Source organism: Rothia koreensis (assembly GCF_052232265.1).
In the GTDB taxonomy this organism is placed as follows: Bacteria; Actinomycetota; Actinomycetes; order Actinomycetales; family Micrococcaceae; genus Rothia; species Rothia koreensis.
In genome coordinates this window covers 2558167-2577788 of record NZ_CP197643.1, presented here as the reverse complement: position 1 = coordinate 2577788, position 19622 = coordinate 2558167, and the positions used below count along the sequence as shown (strand labels likewise).

Here is a 19622-nt window from a genome sequence, read left to right as displayed (position 1 = left end):
GCCCGAAGCGGGTAACGAAAGACGCCGCCGCGCCCACCTCGACAGGGTGGGTGCGGCGGCGTCTTTGTGCGGTGAACCGGGAAACGCGGCTAGGAGGCGTCGGAGTTGATCGAGGCGAGGTCGACGTCCCTGGTCTCCCGAGAGATGAGCAGAGCGATCATCGTGATGACCGCCGCGCCCGCCAGGTACCAGCCCACGGCGCTGACCCCTCCCCAGGCGTTGAGAGACACCGCGATGTACGGGGTGATGGCCGCGCCCAGGATCGATGCGACGTTGTAAGCGATTCCGGAGCCCGTGTACCGGACGTTGGTGGGGAACAGCTCGGGGAGGAACGCGGACATCGAGCCGAAGGACAGGCCCATGATGGCCATGCCGATCGAGATGAAAATGATCAGGCCCGGGATGTTGGCGCCCGCACCGGTGCCGATGGTCGCCGGTGCCATGAACAGGCCGAAGCTGAGGCCGAACACGAGGATCAGCACGTTGGTCACGAGTTGCTGGCGACGCCGACCGAACCGGTCCGCGAGCCACCCGGAGACTGGGACGAAGGCCGCGAAGAACAGCACCGAGACGAGCTGAACCTGGAGGAACGTGTGATACGGGATGCCCAGGCCTGCACCCTTGGACGGTTTGCCGATGCCGTAGGACAGGATCCAGGCGGTCATGAGGTAGAACAGCACGTAGCAGGACAGCATGATGAAGGTTCCGAGAAGCATCGGCTTCCATGCCGTGCGGAACGCGTCCACCAGCGGCGTCTTGACCTTTTCGCCCTTCTGGACCGACTGCTTGAACACCGGAGTTTCCTCCAGCCGGACGCGCACGTACAGCCCCAAGGCGACCATCAGCACGGAGAAGAGGAACGGCACGCGCCAACCCCAGATCAGGAAAGCAGAGTCAGTTGCGGCCGCATCCTTGGTGGAGTCGAAGTTCATCCACGTGGTCAGGAGGAGCACGAAGCCGTTGGCCAGGATGAAGCCGATGGGGGCGCCCAGCTGGGGCCACATCGCGGAACGCGCCCTCTTGCCGGGCTCGGAGTACTCGGAGGCGAGCAGGGCAGCACCGGACCACTCACCGCCAAGGCCCATACCTTGGGCGAAACGGAGGATCGTGAGGAGCGCCGGGGCCCAGAAGGAGATCTGGTGGTAGGTGGGCAGCAACCCGATCAGAAAGGTTGCCAACCCCATGGTCAGCAGGGCGCCGACCAGAGTCGCCTTGCGACCGATCCGGTCGCCGAAGTGGCCGAAGACGACCGAACCCAGGGGCCGCCCGAAGAAGGCTGCGGCGAAGGTCGCCATCGACGCCAGAAGCTTGGTCGTGTCGTCCTGGCCCGTGAAGAACAGCGCCGGGAAGACGGCGACGGCGGCGGTCGCGTAAACGTAGAAATCGTAGAACTCGATGGTCGTGCCGACAAGCGAGGCCGTGATGATGCGGTGTTTCGGCACTCGCTGTTCCACGGGCGGGACTTCGGCCGGAGAAGAACCGGTCGGAACGGACGTGTCAGGAAGTGACATCGAGGCTCCTCATGTTGTGAACGACGGCCCACACGGCCGCCACGGTGCGTGATCGTCTTCTCACCATAAAGTCGGTATCTACATGGTGGACAAACGTTCCAAATATTGAGAAGGCGGGGGGGGGGGCTTCCTCCGGCGAGGTGGCAGTTTTGTGCGGTTATGGCGGTCAAAACTGCACGAGAGTGCCACCTCGCGGCGGGACGCTCGCGGCGCTCGCGGCGCTCGCGGCGCTCGCGGCGCTCGCGGCGGCGAGGCGGGGCTCGGCGAGCGAGGCGGCGAGCGGGGCGCGGGGCGGCGTCGTCGGTTGGCGCGGCCTCGTTGGGTGGGGGTTGCCTGATACGGAGGAGTTTTCCGCCGTTAGGTGGTGGTGCAGCCACCACCTAACGGCGGTGAGTGCCACTGAACCGGGTAAACGCCACCCAACCGCCACGCAACCGCCCCTGGGCGCTACGACAGGGAGCCGTTAGACGCCACTGAATTGGCTAAACGCCACCTAGCCGCGTCGGGGTGCCGTGTCGGGGAGCCGCTCGACGCCGCCCAATCGGGCAACCGCCACGCAACCGCCCCTGGGCGCTACGACAGGGAGCCGCTCGACGCCGCCCAATCGGCTAAACGCCACCCAACCGCCGCCCAACCGCCGCAGACCGCCACCCAACCGCCGCGGACCGGTTCATGACGGGCCCGAACGCACGGCGGGCGGCGTCGTACGAAACGACGCCGCCCGCGCAGGTATTCGCGAACCCGAGAGACTACTTGATCGTTGCGATCACGGAACCGGCCGTAACCGTGTCGCCCGGTTTGGCCTTGAGACCGGTGATCTTGCCCGACTTGTGGGCGGTCAACGGCTGCTCCATCTTCATGGCTTCGAGGACAACGACCAGGTCGCCCTCGCTGACCTTGCTCCCGTCCTTGACCGCCGTCTTGACGATGGTTCCCTGCATCGGCGATGTCAGGTCGTCACCGCTCGTCGCCGACGTGGCCGAACCGGACCGGTTCTTGCGCTGTCGCGTCTTCGAGGACTTGGCGGTCGACGCCGGCGCGGCGCCGCCCACGTTCGGGATCAGTACCTCGAGCCTCTTGCCATTGACCTCGACGACGACCTTCTGGCGCTCGTCGTACTCGCTGTCGATGGAGCCCGGGTTGCCGCCGTACGGCTCGATGCTGTTGTTGAATTCGGTTTCGATCCAACGGGTGTGCACCGAGAACGGCTCGTCACCTTCGGGGGCGAAGGCCGGGTCGGAGACGACGACGCGGTGGAACGTGGTCGCGGTCGGCATACCGGTGATCTGCAATTCGGCCAGGGCGCGCCTCGAGCGTTCGAGCGCCTGCTGGCGGGAATTGCCCGACACGATGAGCTTGGCCAGCATGGAGTCGAAATTGCCGCCGATGACGTCGCCGCCGACGACGCCCGAATCCCAACGCACACCGGGGCCGGAGGGAACCGTCAGCGTCTCGACCGTCCCGGGGGACGGCATGAAGTTGCGTCCCGGATCCTCACCGTTGATACGGAACTCGAAGGAGTGGCCGCGCAGTTCGGGATCGCCGTAGCCCAGTTCCTCACCGCGAGCGACCCGGAATTGTTCCCGGACGAGGTCCAGACCGGAGACCTCTTCGGAGACCGGGTGCTCGACCTGGAGCCTGGTGTTGACCTCGAGGAAGCTGATCACGTCGTCCTGGCCGACCAGGAACTCGCACGTGCCCGCGCCCTGGTACTCGGCCTCGCGGAGAATGTCCTTGGAGGATTCGTAGAGTCGTTCGAGCTGCTCGTCCGAGAGGAACGGGGCCGGAGCCTCCTCGACCAGCTTCTGGTTGCGGCGCTGCAACGAGCAGTCGCGAGTCGACACGACGACGACGTTGCCGTGCGCGTCCGCGATGCACTGGGTCTCCACGTGGCGCGGTGCATCCAGGAACCGCTCGATGAAGCATTCGCCGCGCCCGAAGGCGGCCGTGGCCTCGCGAACGGCCGATTCGAACATCTCCGGGATGTCCTCGCGCTCGCGGGCGACCTTGATGCCGCGTCCGCCGCCTCCGAAGGCTGCTTTGATCGCGACGGGAAGGCCGTACTGATCGGCGAAGTCCAGGACCTCCTGCGCGTTGGCGACGGGATCCTTGGTGCCGGGCACCAGGGGAGCGCCGACCTTTTCGGCGATGTGGCGTGCCGCAACCTTGTCGCCGAGCTCGGTGATGGCAGCGGGGGACGGCCCGATCCATGTGAGGCCGGCTTCCTGGACGGCGCGGGCGAATTCCGCGTTCTCCGAAAGGAACCCGTACCCGGGGTGGATGGAGTCGGCGCCCGAACGCCGGGCCGCATCCAGGATCTTGTCGATCACGAGGTAGGAGTCGGCGGCGGTCGAACCTCCCAGGGAGAAGGCTTCGTCCGCGAGCTTCACGTGGAGCGCATCGCGATCCGGGTCCGCATAGACTGCCACGGTCTGCAGGCCTTCGTCCGCGGCCGCACGGATCACACGAACCGCGATTTCACCACGGTTGGCGATCAGCACCTTGCCGACCGGACCGCTGGTGTAACGGGAATCCGCGCTGTTCTTCTGCTCTGACTCAGTGCTGGTCACTCATCCACTCCTTATAATCCTCCCGTGAGCTTAGTAGCAAAAACGCCATTTGCCTAAGTATTCGGCCTCCACAATTCTGCTATGCGCCGGCCGCGTTCCTCGAGGAGATCTTTCAATGCATTGACGCTCAGCCCCAGAACCGTGTGGGACTCTCCCCGAATCCCGGCGATGAACGCCGCGCCGTAGCCCTCGATCGTGAATGACCCCGCGACTTCCAGGGGTTCTCCCGTGGCCACGTACGCGGTGATCTCCTCATCGCTCATGACGTCGAAGGTCACTTCGGCGGACCGAATCCGGCCGGCCCCCGAAGATTCATGGTCGGCCTGTTCCGTTTCAGACCGATCGACCAACCAGTGCCCGGTGTGCAGAATCCCGGTGGAGCCGCTCATTCTCCGAATGCGGGAGAAGGCGACGTCCGGCTCGTGAGGCTTGCCGTAGGGTTCGCCCTCGAACTCGAACACGGAATCGCATCCCAGAACGAAGCTTCCGCGGGTCTCAGGCAATGCCGCGACGGCTTCCGCCTTGGCCCGGGCCAGGACCAGCGCCGTCTGCTCCGGGGACAAGGGGTCGCCCCGTTCGGCCTCGGCTGCGGCCAGCGCGGCGTCTTCGTCGACCCCGGAGACGATGGTCCGGAATCGGATCCCCGAGGCGTTGAGGACAGAGGCCCGGGCGGGGGACTGGGAGGCCAGGACGAGATCGAGGTCCGGCGCGGTCCCGGGTGAGACGGCCGCGTCCGTTGCTGGGGTCTGTTCGAATGACTTCGGGGTGCACACGTGACCCAGTCTAGGCCAGCGGTGTGCACCCCGATCGAAAGGAGCGGTCCGGAATCAGAAGAGTCCGGTCGGCTCCTCGGAGTAGGAGACCAACAGATTCTTGGTCTGCTGGTAGTGGTCGAGCATCATCAGGTGATTCTCACGGCCGTACCCGGATTTCTTGTAGCCACCGAAGGCGGCGTGTGCCGGGTACGAGTGGTAGTTGTTGACCCACACGCGTCCCGCCTGGATCGCGCGACCGGCCCGGTAAGCGGTGTTCTGCCCACGGGTCCAGACGCCCGCCCCGAGTCCGTAGGCGGTGTCGTTGGCGATCCGGATCGCGTCGTCGTAATCCTTGAAGGTGGTCACGCCGAGCACGGGCCCGAAGATCTCTTCCTGGAAGACGCGCATCGAATTGTTGCCACGGAACACGGTCGGCTGGATGTAGTAGCCGCCTTGCAGGTTCCCGTCGAGCTGGAGCGACTGGCCTCCCAGGAGCACCTCGGCGCCCTCCTGCGGGCCCTTCTCCAGATACCCGGAAATCTTGTCGAACTGTTGCTGTGAGGCCTGGGCACCGACCATGGTCTCGGTGTCCAGCGGGTTTCCCTGCTTGATCTTGCGGGCGCGTTCGAGGCCGTCGGCGACGAACTGGTCCGCGATGGATTCCTGAACGAGAGCACGCGAGGGGCAGGTGCAGACCTCGCCCTGATTCAGGGCGAAGGACACGAATCCTTCGAGAGCCTTCTGGTAGAAGGAATCGTTCTGGGACGCGACGTCCTCGAAGAAGATGTTGGGGGACTTTCCTCCGAGCTCAAGGGTTGACGGGATGATGTTGTCCGCGGCGGCCTTGGCGATCACCGAACCGGTGGTGGTCTCACCCGTGAAGGCGATCTTGCGGATCCGGCTGGACCCGGACAATGCTGCGCCGGCCTCCTCGCCGAAACCGTTGACGATGTTGAGCACGCCGTCCGGGAGAATGTCCTGGAAAATCTCGGCGACCAGCAGAATCGAGGCCGGGGTCTGTTCCGCCGGTTTGAGAACGACCGTGTTCCCCGCGGCCAGGGCGGGTGCGATCTTCCACGTGGCCATCAGAATCGGGAAGTTCCACGGAATGATCTGGCCGACGACGCCGAGCGGCTCGTGGAAGTGGTACGCCGTGGTGTCCTCGTCGAGCTGCGAGAGGCGGCCCTCCTGGGTACGGATTGCCGAGGCGAAGTACCGGAAATGGTCCACCGCCAGGGGAATGTCGGCAGCCAGGCACTCGCGGACGGGCTTGCCGTTGTCCCAGGTCTCCGCGACTGCGATGCGCTCGAGGTTCGCTTCCATGGCGTCGGCGAGCTTCAGAAGAACCGCGGCCCTCTCGGTCGGGGAGGTCTTGCCCCAGCTGTCGAAGGCCTTCCATGCGGCGTCGATGGCCAGGTCGACGTCTTCCGCGGTGCTGCGCGCGACCTCGGTGAAGACCTCACCCGTGACCGGTGATTTGTTCTCGAAATACTGACCCTTGGTCGGCGGGACCCAGGAGCCTCCGACGAAATTCTCGTAGCGGGACCGGAACGCGGTGGGCGAATCGGGTGTCCCGGGCTGTGCATAGACCGTCATGGTGTCTCCTTCGACGTCCAAAAAAACGTGACGTACACAATACTAACGACAGCGGGGCGAGAGGGTCACCCCTCCCGCCCCGCATTCATTGGGTTCGGACCGTTGTCCTCGGATCAGCCGACGCCGACTCCCGAAGGCTCTCGTTCCCGATGGTCCTTCTCCTCGTCGGTCCCGGAGAATTCCTCGGCCGAGAGGTCGGATTCGAACCAGTCACTGGAACGCTTCGCGTTGTACAGGTTCTCGTCCAGGATTCCTTCCCTCTTCGAGATGATGGCCGGGATCAGAGCCTGACCGGAAACGTTCAGCGCGGTGCGGCCCATGTCGATGATGGGGTCGATGGCCAAAAGCAGGCCGACGCCGTCGAGCGGGAGGCCCAGCGTCGAAAGGGTCAGGGTCAGCATCACGGTGGCTCCCGTGGTCCCGGCGGTGGCCGCAGATCCCAGGACGGAGACGACGACGATGAGCACGTACCGCGCGATGCTCAGGTCGATCCCGTAGAACTGCGCCACGAAGGTCGCCGCCAGGGCCGGGTACACGGCAGCGCATCCGTCCATCTTGGTCGTGGCCCCGAACGGGACCGCGAAGGAAGCGAAGGCCTGGGGTACACCGAAGTTGCGCTCCGCGACCCGCTGGGTCACGGGCATGGTCCCAATGGACGACCGGGAGACGAAGCCGATCTGTGCGGCGGGCCAGACGCCCGAGAAGAACTGTTTGACGGACAAGCCCTGGGTCCGCGCCAGAACGGGGTAGACCACGAATCCGACGATCGCGAGCCCCACGTAGAGAAGGATCACGAACTTGGCGAGCGAACCCATCGTGGTCCATCCATAGGTGAAGACGGCGGTCCCGATCAGGCCGAGGGTTCCCAGCGGGGCCAGACGGATGATCCACCACAGGACCTTCTGGATGATGGCCAGGGCGGAGCGGATGAATGCGAGGAAGGGCTCGGCGGCCTTGCCGACCTTGAGGGCCGCGATGCCGATGGCCCCGGAAATCACCAGGATCTGGAGGACATTGAAGGTCGGGGACGAGGTCAGATCGCCGTCGGCCTCCTCGGTGCTCACGGTCAGGCCCAGGAAATTGGCGGGAATGATGCTGGTGACGAAGGACAGCCACGATCCCGTGGTGCCCGAATAGGCATCCGGTGCGGACATGCCGGTGTTGGCACCCGGGCGGAAGATGGCTCCCAGCAGGATGCCGATGACGACGGCGATCAGCGCAGTCCCGGCGAACCAGAGAATCGTCTTCCAGGCCAACCGTGCAGCGTTCGTGACCTGGCTCAGATTCGCGATCGAGGAGATCACGGCCGTGACCACGAGCGGAACGACCGCGGCCTTGAGCAGGGACACGTAGCTCGAACCGATCGTGTCCAGGGTGGTCATGAGCCAGTTGGGGTTCTTCTCTGCGTCCCCGCCGAGGGCGAGGGCCAGGAATCCGAGGGCCACGCCGAGGACCAGGCCCATGAGGATCTGGAGACCGAAGTTGGTCATCCAGGAGGGGAGTCGGCGAGTGCGGGGCGGGGGTGCGGACGCGGGGGTGTCCGGCGTCGTGGCGGAAGGGCGAGTAGACATGACCTCAACCCTAAGCCGTCGACCAATAACACAGAAAAGGACTGAGAAGAAATATTACGGGAATAAAATCGCGTAGTGGCCTGGATCATCGCCGAGGGCGGTCTCACCGTGACACGGCGCGACGGAGGGTGTCGAGACCGACCGAACCGACCTTCAGGGCACGGGTATGGAAATCCTTGATGCTTTCACCACGGGCCAGCGCCTCATCGCGCAACTGCTCCCAGATGCGCTGGCCGACCTTGTACGACGGAGCCTGGCCGTACCACCCCAGATAACGGTTGAATTCGAAGTCCAACTGTCCCTGGGGGATGTCCAGGTTCTGCTTCAGGAATTCGTACCCGATCTCGGGTGTCCACGGGCCCGGTTCGACGCCGAGCGCCTCGGCCCACCGGCCCGGGATCTGAAGTTCGCAGTGGATGCCGATGTCGAAGACGACCCGTGCGGCACGCATCCGCTGCCCGTCGAGCATGCCCATCATGTCACCCGGATCATCCAGATATCCGAGTTCGGCCATGAGGCGTTCGGCGTAGAGCGCCCACCCTTCTCCGTGCCCCGAATACCAGAGGCCGTGGGCTCTCCACTTGTTGATGGACTCGGCCATCGCGGTCGACGTCGAGAACTGGAGATGATGGCCGGGCACGCCCTCGTGGTAGACCGTCGAGGTCTCGCTCCACGTGGTGAACTCCCGCTCTCCCTCGGTCACGGACCACCACATGCGACCCGGCCTCGAGAAGTCCGCGGAGGGACCCGTGTAATAGATGCCGCCTTCCTGCGTCGGGGCGATCATGCATTCGAGCCGGCGCATGGGCCCCTCGATCGCAAAGTGTTCCCGCGAGAGTCCATCGACCGCACGGTCCGAGAGGTCCTGCATCCATTCCCGGAGGGTGTCCGTGCCCTCGATCCTGCGCGAGGGGTCCCGATTCAGCAGATCCTTGGCCTCCGCGATCGTGGCACCGGGGCTGATCCGATGGGCGACCTCCTGCTGCTCGTCGAGGATCCGGTCCAACTCGTCGATTCCCCAGGCGTAGGTCTCGTCCAGATCGATCGTCGCGCCCAGGAACTCCCGGGACCGGAGACGGTAGCGCTCGCGGCCGACGGCGTCCCGTTCGGGGGCCTGGGGGAGCAGTTCGCCCCGGAGATATTCGGCCAGTTCGGCGTAGGCCGTGCGGGCCCGTTCTGCGGCGGTTCGCCCCTTGGCGCTCAGAGTCGGATCCGAAGCGGCGGCCTCGGCGGCCAGGCCGTCGAAGAATCCACCGGTTTCGGCGTAGGCCGCGAGCTGGCCGGCCAGGATATCGACCTGTCGGGCCGCGGCGACTCGACCCTGACCCGCGGCATCCGCGAGTGTGTCGCGGAACCCTTGGAGGGCTTGGGGGACGTTCTCCATGCGCCCGACGATGTTCGCCCAGTCCTGCTGGGAGGCCTGCGGCATGAGATCGAAGACCTGACGAACGGCGTGCGCCGGGGTCTCGATGTTGTTGAGCTCCCAGTCGCCCAGGCCGGCCTCGTGCATCTCGATGACGAGCCCGAGGCTCTCGCGCAACGCGTCGAGGGTCACCCGGTCGACGTCGTCCTGTGGTTTGAGCCCCTCGGCCTCGGTCAGCGTTCGGCGGGCGAGTCGCACATGCTCGAGCGCGCCCTCGGGGGAGAGGTCACCGTACTCGGTTTCGTGGCCCGGGATGCCTTCTATCGTGGCCGCGGCCGGGTCCAGTTCCATGAGGGAGTCGTAATAGCGGTCGGCCAGACGGTCGACGTCGCTGGTCCGGCGGTCGAGACGCAAGGATTCAGGCAACTCATTGGTCATGGAACCATCCTAGACCGCGATGACAGAGATCACAGGGACGGCGACGTGGAAAGCCCCCACCGGCCGCTCGGGTCGGTGAGGGCTTTCGTAGAGCGCGGGGCCTACCTCGGTTTGGCGCGGCGCCAGGAACCCGGGCCGGGAGGCAGGCTCGCACCGATGCGCTGGCGTCGTGACAACAGGCGGCCGACGTCGGACAGCGGCCCGTTCGTCTGCCTCGATCTCGGCTCGGGCTGTCGTTGCCGCGTCTGGAGCACGGCCACGGTCAGCGCCGCGATCTCTTCTTCGGTCGGGGAGCCCTTGACCACCGAGACCAGGGGTTCCTCGGGCGTGGTTGCTTCGTTCTGCACAGCCATGATTCCTTCCCTCAGAGCGGGATGTTGCCGTGCTTCTTGGCGGGCAGCGCGGCTCTCTTGTCGTGCAGGGCACGGAGGGACTTGATGATGTTGACGCGCGTCTCCGACGGCGGGATGACCGCGTCGATGTAGCCGCGCTCGGCCGCCTGATACGGGTTGAGCAACTCTTCCTCGTACTTCTGGATCAGTTCGGAACGCAACGCCTCGACGTCCTCGCCGTTCTCCTCGGCCGTCTTGAGATCGCGGCGGTACAGAATATTGACCGCACCCTGTGCGCCCATGACGCCGATCTGGGCCGTGGGCCAGGCGAGGTTGATGTCCGCGCCGAGCTTCTTCGACCCCATCACGATGTACGCGCCACCGTACGCCTTGCGTGTGATGACGGTGACGACCGGGACAGTGGCCTCCGCGTAGGCGAAGATCAGTTTGGCGCCACGGCGGATGATTCCGTTGAACTCCTGTTCGGTGCCGGGGAGGAACCCGGGGACGTCCACGAACGTCAGGATCGGGATATTGAAGGCATCGCAGTGGCGCACGAACCGCGCGGCCTTCTCGGAGGCGGCGATGTCCAGGGTCCCGGCGAATTGCATCGGTTGGTTGGCGATGATGCCGACCGTTCGCCCCTCGACCCGTCCGTAGCCCGTCATGACGTTGGGAGCGTACAGGGCCTGCATCTCGAGGAAGTGGTCGTCGTCGACCACGGACTCGATCACTGCCCTCATGTCGTAGGGCTGGTTGGCCGAATCGGGAATCAGGCTGTCGAGGTCGAGGTCGTCGACCGTGATCTCCGGATCCTGGTCGTGCTCGACGAGGGGGCCGTCCTGAAGATTGTTGGACGGAAGGAACTCGAGGAGCTCCCGCAGGAAATCGAAGGCGTCCTCTTCGTCCTCCGCGAGGTAGTGCGAGGTCCCGGTGACCGAATTGTGGGAGTTCGCCCCGCCCAGGGTCTCCATGTCGACCTCTTCGCCGGTCACGGTCTTGATGACATCCGGCCCGGTGATGAACATGTGGGAGGACTTGTCCACCATGATCACGTAGTCCGTGAGGGCGGGGGAGTAGGCGGCGCCGCCGGCGCACGGGCCCATGATCACCGAGATCTGGGGGACGACGCCGGAAGCGCGAACGTTCATGCGGAAGATATCAGCGAACATCGCCAGCGATGCCACACCTTCCTGGATGCGGGCGCCGCCGCCGTCGTTGATGCCGATGACGGGGCAGCCGTTGCGCAGCGCAAACTTCTGGACCTTGACGATCTTCTCCCCATTGACCTGGGAGAGCGACCCGCCATAGACCGTGAAGTCCTGGGCGTAGACGGCCACGAGCCGCCCATCCACCGTGCCGTAGCCGGAGACCAGGCCGTCGCCGAGCGGCTTCTTCTGGTCCATGCCGAAGGCGGTCGTGCGGTGCGTGGCGAGGGCGTCGAATTCCACGAAGGAGTCTTCGTCGAGGAACATCTCGATGCGTTCGCGCGCGGTGGACTTGCCGCGGGCATGCTGCCGTTCCACGGGCCCCGGGCCGGTGGGCATCCACGAGGCCTCGCGGCGCGCGTAGAAATCCGCGATCTTGCCGGCAGTCGTGGTGAGATCCGGGCCCGACTCGTTCTGCGCGTCGTCGGAGTCCTGGCGGGAGAGATCTTCGGTCATCTTGTCCTCTGTACGAGTCCGGGGTTCCGGTGCGGAAGCATGCGGGTCCCGGCTGGAATTGCGCTGTCTGCCTGTCGGTCCAAAGTAACAAAGGGCGACGGGCGGTCCGTGGCGCCGTGCCGACGAACCTGGGGGACGGGGTATGTCCTGGTCTACCCTACCGACCCGAGGACCGGATTCCATGCACGAACTTCGTGTGCGGTCACGACGCCGTGGACGACCATGGGGTCCTTGGCCAGCAGGGACTCGACGTCGTCGGCGGTCTCGGCGGAGAAGATCAGCAGGGCGCCCTCGGCGCCGTCGTCGGTGTACGGGCCGGACGCCAACAGATGGCCCTGCTCCAACAGGGTCCCGAGATATTCGCGGTGTTCGCCCCGATGAGCGGCCTGCTGGTCTGCCGGGCCGTACGAATAGTGCACGACGAAGTGGGCCATGGTGTTCCTTCCAAGCGGAGTTGGCTTTCCGCCTCTAAACTAGCTCACAACACGTCACCGCAGGTGGCGTACCGGACGCCGATCGAGAGAGAGCATCGCTGTATGACCACGAGGAGCGCGAAGCCCCTGGACGCCGAGCGGCTGCTGCCGGGCCCCGGGCAGGACTACCGGCTCATCGGTGCCCCTGTCGAGCTCGTGGACGAGATCGGATCCACCAACGACGAACTGGCGAATCGATTGACCCGTTCCGAGGACGTCCCCCACCTCGCGGCCCTGCTCACAGAGCACCAGGTCGCGGGCAAGGGTCGACGGGATCGTGTGTGGACTGCGCCCAAATACAGTTCGGCCGTGGTGTCCTTCGCCGTCCGATCGAACGAGGGCGAGCAACCGTTGCCGAACGACTCTCTGCACTGGGTCACGCCGTTGCTGGCCCTGGCCGCCCGCACGGCGATCCGGCAGACGACCGGGCTCCCCGTGGACATCAAATGGCCGAACGATCTGTTGATCAACGGCCGCAAGATTGCCGGGATCCTCGCTCGCGTGGTCCCCACCGGACCGGAAACACTCGACGTCGTCGTCGGCATCGGGATCAACGCCAACATCGACGCCGACCTGCTCCCGGTCGAGACCGCGACGTCGTTGCGCGCCGAGATCGGGGACGATGTGGACCGGACCGAGATCCTGATCAGGGTCATCCGCGAGTTCCGCGCCTCGGTCCGAGAATTCTGTGCGACCGGCGGTGACCCGGCGCTGCCCCGCGGCGCCAAGCCCTCCCTCGTGGCCGAGCTCCGTGAGGAACTGGACACCCTGGGCCGTCGAGTCCTCGTCCAGATGATGGATCCCGCCCCAGACTTCACAGGTCTCGCCCACGACATCGACGAGGACGGGTCCCTCCTCGTTCGGTGCGACGACGGAACGGACAAAACCGTCGCGGTGGGAGACGTGGTCCATCTCAGGCCGGAAAGCGGGTCCTGGGCCGACGTCGCCGGAACGGGGATCGCGTGAAATTCCGTGATTCCCTCGACCCGGGTGAGCAGGTGATTACGTGCAACCGGGCGCACGCCCTCAAACTCCTGCGGCCCGCCATCGTGCTTCTGATCGCGATCTTCGCCACGAACTTCCTCCAGGTGGTGACGGCCGGGCATTCGGGCTGGAGTGCGGTCGGGCCGATCATTCTGATTGCGGCTCTCGTGTACGTCGTCGTGCGCTTCATCAAATGGGCCACGACCGGGTACGCGCTGACCAATCGGCGTATTGTCGTGTTCCGCGGCGTCGGTGGGGGCGGACCGGTATCGATTCCCCTCGAGTACGTCGCCGGGGTCGTCGGGCCCAGGGGCGGGGCTCGCCTGACCGGTTGCGGAACGATCCGAATCTCGGCCAGGGGTCAGACCTTCGAACTGACCTGCCAGAAGGATCCGGGCCGGTTCTCGGACCTGTGCTATCGCGCTCACCTGCGCCGTGTAAACGCTCTGCGTTGACTCTGAGTCTCCGGGGAAAACTACCGGGAACGACCCTGTGATCTGTAGCATGAGAACGAGGTGTGAAACCTCGGAGACAGTCGAGCGCGCTCTGCGCCAGCGAGCCCGCAACCAGCCATGAGTCAAGGAAGGTGGAGCACGCTAGTGCCGCAGGAGGAACCCGAAGGCAATCCGGTCTATACAGGACCTCAAACGAGTCAGCTCAACCTCCAGAACCCGGCTCAGTTCAACCTGTACAAGTCCGACGACGCCAAGGCCGCCGTCGGTGCACTCGAGCGCGCCCTCCTGGGAGAGAACCGCTCCATGACTCGCCGCGAGGCCGCCCGCGGGGGCGACGTCTCGCTCCTGTCCGCCCGGAAGATCTGGCGGGCGCTGGGGATGCCGAATCTGAAGGACGAGGACGTCTACTTCACCAGCGCGGATTCCGAGGCTCTCGGTACCGTCTCGGCCATGGTCCGCAGCGGGCACGTGACCGAGGACGGCATTCTCTCGATCGTCCGCTCCGTGGGCCAGATGATGGACCGCATGGTCGCGTGGCAGGTCGAGGCGCTGGTCGAGGACATGGTCGCCCACCAGGGCATGAGCGACGCCGAAGCCCGGCGCGAACTGCTCAACGTGCTCCCGGAACTGCTGAACGAGCTCGAGGACCTCATGCGCTACGGCTATCGGCGGCAGCTCAACGCCGCCGTAGTCCGCTTGGCCCTGAAAGCGGAGAAGCCCGTGGTCGGCAACGACGACGCCGTCTCCGACGACGCCGTCTCCGACTACCGGGCGCTCCCGCTCGTACGCGGCATCGGTTTCGCGGACCTCGTGTCCTTCACGTCCTTGTCCCGTCAGATGAGCGAGAAGACGCTCGCCAGCCTCGTCCAGCACTTCGAACAGCGTTGCGCGGAGGTCGTGGCGGTCGGTGGCGGCCGCATCATCAAGACCGTCGGGGACGAAGTCCTGTTCATGACCGAATCGCCGGAAGCCGGCGCTCGCATCTCTCTGACGCTGTCACAGATCATCCGTGAGGACCCGAATCTCCCGGAGGCGCGCGTTGCTTTTGTCTGGGGGCGGATTCTGCCTAGGCTGGGGGACGTATACGGTCCGACCGTCAATCTCGCATCGCGTCTCGTCGCGCTCGCGGAACCTGGTTCGGTCATGACCGATGCGTCCACCGCCAACGTGCTCGAGGGCGACGAACGTTTCGTGATGAATCCCCAGGGGGTGCGCAACGTTCGCGGCTTCGGAGACGTCCGCCCCGTGTCGCTCGCTCCGGGCGTGGGAACCGAATTGGAGATTGACTTCGAATGACCGAATCGCTCGACCTCGCAACGTGCGTTGGTGCCACGACCAACAAGGGCAGTCACCGTTCCAACAACGAGGACTCCTTGGTGTCCATCGGCAACCTGTGCGCCGTGGCCGACGGTATGGGCGGTCACGAGGCCGGTGAGGTGGCCAGCGCCATGTGCGTCAACACCCTGGCCGAGGCAGAGCTCTTCCGCACGCTCTCCTTCGAGGTCGAACCCGCGGAGATTCAGGCAGAGGATTCGAAGGGCCTGTTCAAGCGGCGTCGTCGGGCCACGTCCAACCTCAATGCCAAGATCATGGAGATCCTCAACGACATCAAGGGCGTGATCGGCGAGGCGGACGAAAGCATCAAATCGGCCGCCGCCATGCGCGCAGGCACAACGCTCACGGGAGCCTGGCTGGTCAAGATCGGCGGCCAGAACATGTGGATCATCTTCAACGTCGGCGACTCGCGCACGTACCGGCTTCGGCGGGACACCGACGAACCCATCAGCGACACGCCTACCTCCGTCTCGCAGACGCCCATCGAAGGCGTGAGCCTCGAACAGATCACGGTGGACCACTCCGAGGTCCAGTACCTGGTCGACACGGGACAGATCACGGCCCTCGAGGCCCTCACCCACCCGAGGCGCAACGTGATTACGCGAGCCCTGGGAACGGGCAATTACTGGGAGCCCGATTTCTGGGTCATCCCTGCCAAACCGGGTGACCGTCTGATGATGTGCTCGGACGGCCTGTCCGGAGAGCTGTCCAATGAATACATGGCCAGAGTTCTCTCGACCGTCGTTCACCCCAAGGACGCCTCGGCCGTTCTCCAAGCCGCGGCGATCCGCGCGGGCGGGCGGGACAACATCTCGGTCATCGTCGCCGACGCCGTGCAGGCCGGTTCGTGCCAGAACCACGGGTGCGACGGCGACACGGACGGCGTGGACCGCGCCGAGAGCGATGACGGCGTGATCGACCTGGACAACTGGCACGCCAACGACCTCAGCGACCCCGAGAAGACCGGCGATCGCCCGGACGGTCCCTTGGCCACGAACGAGAAGCTGCCCGGCGCCGACGACGCGGACCGGTAGTTCGCTCCTACTCACGCGGGTGCCGGGGGCGGTACTCGGGCGCGCGGGGTGCGTTCTCGGGCGGGGTGTGTTCTCGGGCGGGGCGCCGAGGTGGCAATTTTGAGCGCTTCCTCTCGCGAAGTGGCAATTTTGAGCGCTTCCTCCGGCGAGGTGGCAGTTTTGAGCGCTCTCTCCCGCGAGGTGGCATTTTTGAGCGATTTTCGTCCCTAAAACCGCTCAAAACTGCCACTTCGCGCCGGGTTTCGCTCACAGTTGCCACTTCGCGCCGGGTTTCGCTCACAGTTGCCACTTCGTCCTGGACTTCGCACGGGATTGCCACCTCGTCGGCGCTTGGCTGGGGTCGGGACCGCGTGGTCGGCGTCGTCGGTCGCGTTGAGTGGCGGTTGGTCGATCGAGTGCTGGTTACCCGACGACGTCGTGCTCGGCCGGGCCCGTGTTGGGTGGCGGCTGCCCGATGGCGAGGTGTTTTCCCACCCTGGGTGGGGTTCTGGCCGCCACCTCAGGACGGCAAGCGGCTCGGAATCCGGTTACCGCCACCCAAGAAGGGGAGGCCGAGGGACTGGAAGGGGCCCGTGCAGCAGGCCAAGCGCCTCCGAATCGGGTAACCGCCGCTCAAGAGGGGATACCGGGAGAGGCAATACCGAGTGAAGCAATAGGCGAATCGGAAGGCGGTACTGAGGTACTAGGGGAAGTCGAATTGGATGGCGTCCCGCGTAGCAGCCTAAGCCCCTCCGGACCGGGTAAGCCCCTACGAATCGGGTAACCGCCACCCATCGTCGGGCGTCTGGACTCCGCCCGCCATCGGCCTCGCGCCGTCGCCGGCCCGGACGGCCTCCCGCCGTCGCCGGCCCCACCGACCTCCCGACGGCCTCCCGCCCGGACGGCCGCCCGCCATCGACCTTCCGGGCGGCCGACGTCGGGAACCACCCACGATGTCAACTAATCAACTCATCAGCGCATCCGCCCTCGATGGGGCCACGGAACAAGCAAAGGGAGCCAAAACGCGGATTGTGCGGAACAATGGTCTTCCGTGAGTAGCGCTGAAGAACAACGAGCACAGCAGGCCACCGAAGAGAACGACCGGGAGGTCCCGGCCGAGGAGCTCAAGGAACGGTACGCCCAACTGACCCAGCGGGTCAGGGACGCACGCGTCTCCTATTACGTCGAGGATTCTCCGACGATCTCGGACGCGGAGTACGACGCGCTCTACCGGGATCTCGAGCGGATCGAGGCCGAGCACCCGCAACTCAAGGCGAACGACTCACCGACGCAAGAAGTAGGCGGCGAACCTTCCGAGGCTTTCGCGCCGGTCCAGCACCTGGAGCGGATGTACTCCCTCGAGGACGTCTTCTCGATCGACGAACTCAAGGCATGGCTCGACAGGGCCGAGGAGACCATCCAGGAGGTGAGGCCCGGCCACGACAATGAATGGTTGACCGAGCTCAAAATCGATGGACTCGCGATCAACCTCCTGTACCGGAACGGTCGATTGGCCCGGGCGGCCACCCGGGGGGACGGGACCACGGGGGAGGACGTTTCACACAACGTCGCGACCATCGACTCGGTGCCGCAAACCCTCAAGGGGACGGGGCATCCCGAAGAGATTGAGGTGCGTGGCGAAGTCTTCATCGCTTCCGCGGACTTCAAGGAGCTCAACGAGGCCCTCGTCGCCGACGGCAAGGCCCCCTTCGCGAATCCGAGGAACGCGGCCGCGGGGTCGCTCCGTCAGAAAGATCCTCAGGTGACGGCCCGGCGCAAGCTCTCGATGTTCGTCCACGGCATCGGTGCCCGCGAGGGACTGTCCGCACAGTCTCAGGCGGAGACCTACGATCTGCTGAAATCGTGGGGGCTTCCCGTCAGCCCGTACACGAAACTTCTGTCCGGTGGCGAGGAAATCCTCGAATTCATCGCCGACTACGGCGAGCACCGGCACGACCTGGTCCACGAGATCGACGGGATCGTGATCAAGGTCAACGACTTCCGGACACAGCAGCTTCTCGGCCACACGTCCCGGGTTCCTCGGTGGTCGGTGGCATACAAATATCCGCCGGAAGAGGTCAATACCAAGCTCGAGGACATTCGGGTCAGCGTCGGCCGGACCGGGCGAGTGACGCCGTACGGGATGATGGACCCGGTCAAGGTGGCCGGCTCGACCGTCGAGATGGCCACGCTGCACAACCAGGATGTCGTCCGGGCCAAGGGCGTGCTGATCGGTGACACGGTGGTCCTGCGCAAAGCGGGAGACGTGATTCCGGAGATCGTGGGGCCGGTGGTCGCCCTGCGGGACGGTTCGGAACGTGAATTCGAGATGCCGACCCACTGCCCTTCCTGCGGGACCGAGTTGGCCCCGGCCAAGGAGGGCGACGTCGACATCCGTTGCCCCAACGCCCGGTCGTGCCCGGCCCAGCTCTGGCAGACGCTGTTCCATACAGCCGGACGCGGGGCGTTTGACATCGACGCGCTGGGGGAGGAGGCCGCACGGGCCCTGACCCAGCCGGTCGAACCCGAGACCCCGCCGCTGACGAGTATTGCCGGATTGTTCGACCTCGTTCCCGAGGACCTGGCGGACGTGCGTACAGAACGCGAGGTCAGAAAGAAGGGCGCGCCCACCGGGGAGACGGAATTGGTGCCCTACTTCTACACGCGGGGGACGGCGAACAAGCCTTCGGCTCCTTCCGCGAACACGCGCAGAATGTTCGACCAGATCGAGGAAGCAAAGTCCCAACCGTTGTGGCGTGTCCTGGTCGCCCTCTCCATGCGCCACGTGGGGCCGACGGCGTCCCGGGCCCTGGCCACCGAATTCGGATCGATGCAGGCGATTCGCGACGCCGACGAAGAGAGACTGGCCGACACGGACGGCGTCGGCCCGACCATCGCCCGGGCGGTCAAGGAATGGTTCTCGGAAGAGTGGCATCGCGAGATCGTCGACCGCTGGGCCGCGGCCGGCGTCCGGATGGAGGATGAGCGGGACGAATCCGTTCCCCGCGTGCTGGAAGGGCTCACGATCGTCGTGACCGGCACGCTGGAAGAGTTCACGCGTGACTCCGCGAAGGAAGCGATTCTGCAACGCGGAGGCAAGGCATCGGGATCTGTGTCGAAGAACACAGACTATCTGGTTGCGGGCGAGAACGCCGGCTCGAAGCTGGACAAAGCGGAAAATTTGGGTGTGACGGTGCTCAACGGTGAAGACTTCAAAATTCTGCTCCGCGAGGGGCCGACGGCGCTGGATCGCGATGATGGCGCGGAAGAGGGTCACGAAACGGTCACGGAATAGTCACATGCTTGTGACTCGGAACATGTCGCGGAGGGTTGCATCGCCCCTGGTCGGCTCATAGGCTGACACGCGTGCCTACGGACCTGGCTGGTTGCCGGGTAGGGCACCAACCAAAAAAAGTTTCGCTTCCATCAAGAAATTGGTTGCAAACTCCAAAATCGTTACTGTATCGTTATAAACAGTTCGTCGCCGAGAGGTGACTCCTGGGTTCACGCAGACTTGCGAGAACCCCTTCCGAACAATGCTGGGTGCTGCCGTAACACCGGA

At 65.2% G+C, this 19622-nt stretch carries 14 protein-coding genes; 5 read left to right on the top strand and 9 right to left on the bottom strand.

Annotated elements, in window-relative coordinates; translation table 11 throughout:
• Positions 1–89 precede the first annotated feature (89 nt).
• The 9 genes from ACTSLZ_RS11480 to ACTSLZ_RS11440 all read right to left on the bottom strand — a co-directional run bounded on the left by ACTSLZ_RS11480 (position 90) and on the right by ACTSLZ_RS11440 (position 12234).
• Positions 90–1511, bottom strand: coding sequence for an MFS transporter (locus ACTSLZ_RS11480; RefSeq protein ID WP_443095096.1), 1422 nt, complete (start codon positions 1509–1511; stop codon positions 90–92).
• Positions 1512–2260: 749 nt separating this feature from the next.
• Positions 2261–4081 (bottom strand): acetyl/propionyl/methylcrotonyl-CoA carboxylase subunit alpha, encoded by a 1821-nt coding sequence (locus ACTSLZ_RS11475; RefSeq protein ID WP_443095095.1) that lies wholly within the window; start codon positions 4079–4081, stop codon positions 2261–2263.
• 53 nt (positions 4082–4134) lie between these two features.
• Entirely contained in the window at positions 4135–4770 is a 636-nt protein-coding gene (locus ACTSLZ_RS11470) for a nucleoside triphosphate pyrophosphatase (RefSeq protein WP_443096135.1), read from the bottom strand.
• 138 nt (positions 4771–4908) lie between these two features.
• Entirely contained in the window at positions 4909–6432 is a 1524-nt protein-coding gene (gene exaC, locus ACTSLZ_RS11465; RefSeq protein WP_178980138.1) for an acetaldehyde dehydrogenase ExaC, read from the bottom strand.
• Positions 6433–6545: 113 nt separating this feature from the next.
• Positions 6546–8003 carry a dicarboxylate/amino acid:cation symporter gene (locus tag ACTSLZ_RS11460; protein ID WP_443095094.1) on the bottom strand — a complete coding sequence of 486 codons (1458 nt, stop codon included), beginning with the start codon at positions 8001–8003 and terminating at the stop codon, positions 6546–6548.
• Positions 8004–8106: 103 nt separating this feature from the next.
• Positions 8107–9804: a DUF885 domain-containing protein gene (locus ACTSLZ_RS11455; RefSeq protein ID WP_443095093.1), complete on the bottom strand. Its 1698-nt coding sequence runs from the start codon at positions 9802–9804 to the stop codon at positions 8107–8109.
• A 101-nt stretch (positions 9805–9905) separates the two neighbouring features.
• The gene (locus tag ACTSLZ_RS11450) at positions 9906–10157 is read right to left on the bottom strand and encodes an acyl-CoA carboxylase subunit epsilon (protein WP_443095092.1); all 252 of its coding nucleotides are present in this window, start codon (positions 10155–10157) and stop codon (positions 9906–9908) included.
• Between the two features lie 11 nt (positions 10158–10168).
• Positions 10169–11800, bottom strand: a complete 1632-nt coding sequence (locus ACTSLZ_RS11445; RefSeq protein ID WP_129315763.1) for an acyl-CoA carboxylase subunit beta — start codon at positions 11798–11800, stop codon at positions 10169–10171.
• 152 nt (positions 11801–11952) lie between these two features.
• Positions 11953–12234 (bottom strand): YciI family protein, encoded by a 282-nt coding sequence (locus tag ACTSLZ_RS11440; protein ID WP_129315762.1) that lies wholly within the window; start codon positions 12232–12234, stop codon positions 11953–11955.
• A 102-nt stretch (positions 12235–12336) separates the two neighbouring features.
• Between ACTSLZ_RS11440 and ACTSLZ_RS11435 the strand changes: the two genes are divergently transcribed.
• The 5 genes from ACTSLZ_RS11435 to ligA all read left to right on the top strand — a co-directional run bounded on the left by ACTSLZ_RS11435 (position 12337) and on the right by ligA (position 19355).
• Positions 12337–13239: a biotin--[acetyl-CoA-carboxylase] ligase gene (locus tag ACTSLZ_RS11435; protein WP_443095091.1), complete on the top strand. Its 903-nt coding sequence runs from the start codon at positions 12337–12339 to the stop codon at positions 13237–13239.
• Complete coding sequence (locus ACTSLZ_RS11430; protein ID WP_162421427.1) at positions 13236–13712, top strand: PH domain-containing protein; 477 nt, start codon at positions 13236–13238, stop codon at positions 13710–13712. Before ACTSLZ_RS11435 ends, ACTSLZ_RS11430 begins: the two co-directional genes overlap by 4 nt.
• Before the next feature lie 144 nt (positions 13713–13856).
• Positions 13857–15008 (top strand): adenylate/guanylate cyclase domain-containing protein, encoded by a 1152-nt coding sequence (locus ACTSLZ_RS11425; RefSeq protein WP_238692398.1) that lies wholly within the window; start codon positions 13857–13859, stop codon positions 15006–15008.
• A complete protein-coding gene (locus tag ACTSLZ_RS11420; RefSeq protein ID WP_397555878.1) occupies positions 15005–16081 on the top strand; it encodes a PP2C family protein-serine/threonine phosphatase in 1077 nt (358 codons plus the stop codon). Before ACTSLZ_RS11425 ends, ACTSLZ_RS11420 begins: the two co-directional genes overlap by 4 nt.
• Before the next feature lie 1030 nt (positions 16082–17111).
• The gene (gene ligA, locus ACTSLZ_RS11415) at positions 17112–19355 is read left to right on the top strand and encodes an NAD-dependent DNA ligase LigA (protein WP_443095090.1); all 2244 of its coding nucleotides are present in this window, start codon (positions 17112–17114) and stop codon (positions 19353–19355) included.
• The last annotated feature ends 267 nt before the right edge of the window (positions 19356–19622 follow it).

What these genes read in the sequence shown, in the direction of transcription:
- exaC (WP_178980138.1), bottom strand. Translation starts at nt 6,432, where the DNA reads ATGACGGTCTATGCACAGCCCGGGACACCCGATTCGCCCACCGCGTTC.
- ACTSLZ_RS11420 (WP_397555878.1), top strand. Translation starts at nt 15,005, where the DNA reads ATGACCGAATCGCTCGACCTCGCAACGTGCGTTGGTGCCACGACCAAC.
- ACTSLZ_RS11440 (WP_129315762.1), bottom strand. Translation starts at nt 12,234, where the DNA reads ATGGCCCACTTCGTCGTGCACTATTCGTACGGCCCGGCAGACCAGCAG.
- ACTSLZ_RS11445 (WP_129315763.1), bottom strand. Translation starts at nt 11,800, where the DNA reads ATGACCGAAGATCTCTCCCGCCAGGACTCCGACGACGCGCAGAACGAG.
- ACTSLZ_RS11460 (WP_443095094.1), bottom strand. Translation starts at nt 8,003, where the DNA reads ATGTCTACTCGCCCTTCCGCCACGACGCCGGACACCCCCGCGTCCGCA.
- ACTSLZ_RS11455 (WP_443095093.1), bottom strand. Translation starts at nt 9,804, where the DNA reads ATGACCAATGAGTTGCCTGAATCCTTGCGTCTCGACCGCCGGACCAGC.
- ACTSLZ_RS11435 (WP_443095091.1), top strand. Translation starts at nt 12,337, where the DNA reads ATGACCACGAGGAGCGCGAAGCCCCTGGACGCCGAGCGGCTGCTGCCG.
- ACTSLZ_RS11450 (WP_443095092.1), bottom strand. Translation starts at nt 10,157, where the DNA reads ATGGCTGTGCAGAACGAAGCAACCACGCCCGAGGAACCCCTGGTCTCG.
- ACTSLZ_RS11480 (WP_443095096.1), bottom strand. Translation starts at nt 1,511, where the DNA reads ATGTCACTTCCTGACACGTCCGTTCCGACCGGTTCTTCTCCGGCCGAA.